Here is a 4393-nt window from a genome sequence, read left to right as displayed (position 1 = left end):
CGGACGCGATGTTGACGACCGCTCCGCCGCCCGCCGCGAGCATGTGCGGGACGGCCGCGCTGGTCAGGGCGTGCGCGCCGGAGACGTTGAACCGGAACGCCTCCTCCAGGTCGGCGGGCCCGGTGTCGAGGAACGCCCGCGGCAGCGCGCCGCCGACGTTGTTGACGACGATGTCGACGCGGCCGAAGGCGCTCGCGGCGCGTCCGGCCAGGTCGGCGCAGGCGGCCGGGTCGGCCAGGTCGGACGGGACGACCAGCGCCCTCCGCCCGGCGGCCTCGACCTCGGCGGCGACCTTGCGCAGCTGCTCCTCGGTGCGGGCGGCGAGGACGACGTCGGCGCCGGCCTGCGCGAGCGCGACGGCGGAGGCCGCGCCGATGCCCCGTCCGGCGCCGGTCACGACGGCGACCCGGCCGTCGAGGCGGAAGCGGTCCCAGATCACCTCTTCACCCCAACACGAAAGCGAACAGGGTTCAATGGTGACCTGAGCCCCTTCCGCCCCATTTGCCGGATGAAGTCGGGACTTTGCCCCCATCCTGCGGTACACCGGAACCATCACCCTGACGCGCCGGAGGTGGCTCCGATGTCCCGTCGCCGAACCCCGCACCCGCCGACCCGCTGCCCCACGGGCAAGGTCCGCTTCCGGGACCGCATCGCCGCCACGCTGGCTCTGGCGACGATCCAGCACCAGGGACGCCAGGACCGGGACAAGGCCGAGACCCGCGCCTACCGCTGCCCGACCTGCGCGGGATGGCACCTGACCTCGCAGCACCCCCGGGTCGGCCGGTAGGCGGCGACGCGGACGGGTCCGGAGGCGTTAGGTCAGCAGGTCGGCGAGGGGCTTGACGAGGTCGGCGGACTGCCGGAGTCCCTCCTGGTAGGCCGGGCTCCAGCGGTTCCGGTCGCCGATGTCCGGGCCGAACGCCTCCAGGGCGGCGGCGTCGGGAAGGATCCGCAGGTCGGCTCCGCCGTCCGGGCCGGGCATCATGCCGCCCATCGGCTCGATGAGGACGAGCGTCCCCGCGCCCGCCGCGAGGTGGACGTTCGACCCGCCGCCGAACGCGCCGTCGATGTACTCGCGGCCGTCGATCTCGACCGGACGGACGGCGCCGGGCGCGGCACTGCTCGACGCGACGGCGGCGTGCAGCGGGACACCGCTGTCGCGCGTCCAGACGACGGGCCGCCCGGCCTCGACGTCCACGGCGGTGACCAGCAGGTTCGCGTCCGGCCACACGCTCGTGCCGACCGTCCACTCCATGGCGGCCATGTGCTGCTCACCCGGCATCGCGGCCACCTCGCGGGCCAGCGCTCCCACCGCGCGCAGCGCCGCGGCCGGATCCGCGCCGGCCCCGTTCATGATCTGCGCCACGCGGGCCATCGCGGTCGGGTCGCCGATCCGCTCGCGCGGCGGGAGCTCGGCGAGCCCGTCCAGGTCGCGGCCGGTGGCGATCGCCGCCCCGGCGATCGCGCCCGCCGAGGTGCCGACGATGAGGTCCGCGCGGGCGAGGTCCACGCCCGCGCGGCGGAGGCCGTTGGCGAGGCCGAGCAGCCACGCCGTCCCGACCGGGCCGCCCGGCCCGAGGACGAGCGCGACGTCAGAGGAGGTCGTCATGGGTTCCAACCTAGAGACCGGCCCTGACCGGCGGTATCGGACTTTCGGTGTGCGACCAAGGTCTCACCGGCCGGTCCCCGGCGGCCGATGGCTCATCCGAGGAAGTCGAACGATGTGCCGACGCGGGCGGCGCGGGCCGCCTGGTAGGCCGCCCAGGAGAGCGCGAGGTCCTGCCAGGGCAGGCCGACGGGGGCGTAGACGGTGACCTCCTCGTCGCGGACGCGGCCGGGGACCTCCCCGCGTAGCAGGTCGCCGAGCGTCCCGGCGGCGTCCCCCACCGACAGGCCCGCCGTCGCGAGCACGCCCATCTCTACCGCGAGGGGCAGGTCGTCGACCACGACGCGGGCGCGTTCGAGCAGGTCGGGGGCCAGTTCGGACTTGCCGCGCTCGTCCGCGCCGAGCGCGGTCAGGTGGGTGCCGGGGGCGATGTCGGCGGCGTGCAGCAGCGGGCGCCGCGCCCAGGTCGCCGTGATCACGATGTCCGCGTCCTCGGCTGCGGCGCGCGCGTCGACGGCGATCCCGGCCGGGACGCCGAGCCGCTCCCCGTGCCGCTCGGCGAACGCGGCGGCGCGGTCGGCGTCCAGGTCGGTGACGGTGAGCCCGGTGATGCCGAGGCCCGTGCCGGTGAGTTCGGGACCGCCGGCGGCGGGGGCGTCGCGGAGGGCGCCGAGGCCGCGCAGCACCAGGTCGGACTGCGCGCCCGCGCCGATGACCGCGACCTGCCCGCCGCCGCGCCGGGCGAGGACGGCGGTGCCGAGGGCGGCGGCGAGGCCGGTGCGCCAGGCGGTGACGGTCGCCGAGTCGAGCAGCGCGAGCAGCTCGCCGGTCTCCAGGTCGTGCAGGCAGACCACGCCGCGCAGCGCGGGCCGGGACGCCGGGAACTTCGCGTTGACCTTGACCGTGTAGGCCGGAACGCCCGCGACCAGGCCGGGGATGAGCGCGGTCGCGGTGCCCGGGCCGGGCAGCGCGGACACCACCCGGCGCGCGGCGGTCTCGCCCGGTTCGGCGGTGAACCCGGCGCGCAGGGCCGCGATGATCGCGGCGGGGTCGAGGTGGCGTTCGAGGTCGGAGCGGTTCAGCAGCAGCGTCACGTCCCGATTGTCGCAACCCGACCGGCCGTCCGGGACGTTCGGGCCTGCGGACGTGCGGACGTGCGGGCCTGCGGGCGTGCGGGCGCGCGGGCGTGGGGCTCCTTCGCGCGGGACGGTTACTGGGGACGTTGCCGTTCCGCGGTCAGCGCGTCCCAGTCCCGCAGCCAGTCCCGTCCCGTCTCGTCGACGAACGAGCCGGGCGGCGGCTTGACGTGGTGGGCGGCCAGCCACTCCCCCGGCCGCCGCATGGACGGCCGGACGCGGCCGTCGCTCGGCATGAGCTGCGGCTGGATCGGCGCGGGCAGCGCGCGCGGGGCCTCGCCCTCGGCGGCCTGGTCGGCGGCGTCCTTCTCCTCGGCCATGCCGATCGGGCCCTGGCGGCGGGCGTTGAAGAACTGGTCCACGGCCGGGTGCGTGCTGGACAGCACCATCTCGCGCGGCCCGAACATGACCAGGCCGCGGCGGAACAGCAGGCCGAGGTTGTCGGGCAGGACGCGGGCGGTGCCGATGTCGTGGGTGACGATGAGGAACGTCGCGCCCATCTCGGCGTTCAGGTCCACGAACAGCTGGTTCAGGTAGGCCGTCCGGACCGGGTCGAGGCCGGAGTCGGGCTCGTCGGCGAGGATCACCTCGGGGTCGAGGACGAGCGCGCGGGCGAGCCCGGCGCGCTTCTTCATCCCGCCCGAGATCTCCCCCGGCAGCTTGTCGCCGGAGCCGGTCAGGCCGACCATCTCCATCTTCTCCAGGACGATCCGCCGGATCTCCGACTCGCTCTTGCGGGTGTGCTCGCGCAGCGGGAACGCGATGTTGTCGTAGATGCTCATCGAGCCGAACAGCGCGCCGTCCTGGAACAGCACGCCGAACCGGCGGCGCACCTCGTACAGCTCGTTCTCGCGGACGCGGGGCACGTCGCGGCCGTCCACGTAGACGTGGCCGCGGTCCGGGCGCAGCAGCCCCACCAGGTTCTTCAGGAAGACCGACTTGCCGGTGCCGGACGGCCCGAGCAGCGCGGAGATCTCGCCGGCCGGGACCGTGAGCGTGACGTCCTCCCAGACGACCTGCCGTCCGAACGACTTCCTGAGCCCTTCCACCCGGATCTCGATGCCCATGGCGACTCCAACGGGCGGAGGCCGGGGGCGGGGTGGTTCCCGTGGCCTGCTGTGCCGCCCCCGCCGCCTTCGACGATACGTCCGGCCGGACGCGCCGGACAGGCCCGTCCGGCACCGCCGCCGGGCCGTTGTTGGACACGTCATCCAACGCCGCGGGGGTTTCGGCCATCGGATCACCCTGCCCGAAACGCCCATTCGGACCCGCACCCAATGTGCCAACGCCTCCGGCGATCCTTCGGCACTTTCTCGGGTTCCGTTCAGGGAACCGGAGCCATCAGGCTCGGGGGAACCTCCGGCGCGCCATTAGGGGCGCGCCCAATCCCCTCTGGAGGCCCAGTGAAAAACCGTCACATCCGCGGACGCGGACCGGTCGTGCTGTGCACGGCCCTCGGCCTGACGGCGGCCGGCCTGGCCGCCGCACCGGCGCTCGCGTCCGCGGCCCCCGGGACGGGCGCCGCCGCACCGGCGGCGGCCCACTCCCCGGCGGCCGCTCAGGCCGCCCTGGCCAAGGACCTGTCCGCCGAGCTCGGCGGGGCCACCGCCGGGTCCTACGTGGACGACGCGACCGGGCGGCTCGCACACAC

At 75.2% G+C, this 4393-nt stretch carries 5 protein-coding genes and 1 pseudogene; 2 read left to right on the top strand and 4 right to left on the bottom strand.

Annotated elements, in window-relative coordinates; genetic code table 11:
- A partial coding sequence (locus tag AB0J52_RS29290) for an SDR family NAD(P)-dependent oxidoreductase (protein ID WP_500185766.1) occupies window positions 1-439 on the bottom strand: 439 nt, incomplete at its 3' end.
- 141 nt (window positions 440-580) lie between these two features.
- Between AB0J52_RS29290 and AB0J52_RS29285 the strand changes: the two genes are divergently transcribed.
- Entirely contained in the window at window positions 581-787 is a 207-nt protein-coding gene (locus AB0J52_RS29285; protein WP_500185765.1) for a hypothetical protein, read from the top strand.
- A 27-nt stretch (window positions 788-814) separates the two neighbouring features.
- On the opposite strand, the gene AB0J52_RS29280 is transcribed toward AB0J52_RS29285, so the two are convergent.
- The 3 genes from AB0J52_RS29280 to AB0J52_RS29270 all read right to left on the bottom strand — a co-directional run bounded on the left by AB0J52_RS29280 (window position 815) and on the right by AB0J52_RS29270 (window position 3809).
- On the bottom strand, window positions 815-1609 hold the full coding sequence (locus tag AB0J52_RS29280) for a patatin-like phospholipase family protein (RefSeq protein ID WP_500185764.1): 795 nt from the start codon (window positions 1607-1609) through the stop codon (window positions 815-817).
- Between the two features lie 92 nt (window positions 1610-1701).
- Window positions 1702-2700 (bottom strand): ornithine cyclodeaminase family protein, encoded by a 999-nt coding sequence (locus AB0J52_RS29275; RefSeq protein ID WP_500185763.1) that lies wholly within the window; start codon window positions 2698-2700, stop codon window positions 1702-1704.
- Between the two features lie 116 nt (window positions 2701-2816).
- Window positions 2817-3809 carry an ABC transporter ATP-binding protein gene (locus AB0J52_RS29270; RefSeq protein ID WP_500185762.1) on the bottom strand — a complete coding sequence of 331 codons (993 nt, stop codon included), beginning with the start codon at window positions 3807-3809 and terminating at the stop codon, window positions 2817-2819.
- A gap of 336 nt (window positions 3810-4145) precedes the next feature.
- On the opposite strand from AB0J52_RS29270, the pseudogene AB0J52_RS29265 reads away from it, so the two are divergent.
- Window positions 4146-4393: pseudogene (locus tag AB0J52_RS29265) on the top strand (hypothetical protein); the annotation flags it as partial.

Origin of the sequence: Spirillospora sp. NPDC049652, from assembly GCF_040675125.1 — a bacterium.
Lineage (GTDB): Bacteria > Actinomycetota > Actinomycetes > Streptosporangiales > Streptosporangiaceae > Spirillospora.
This window is presented reverse-complemented; position numbering and strand designations above follow the sequence as displayed.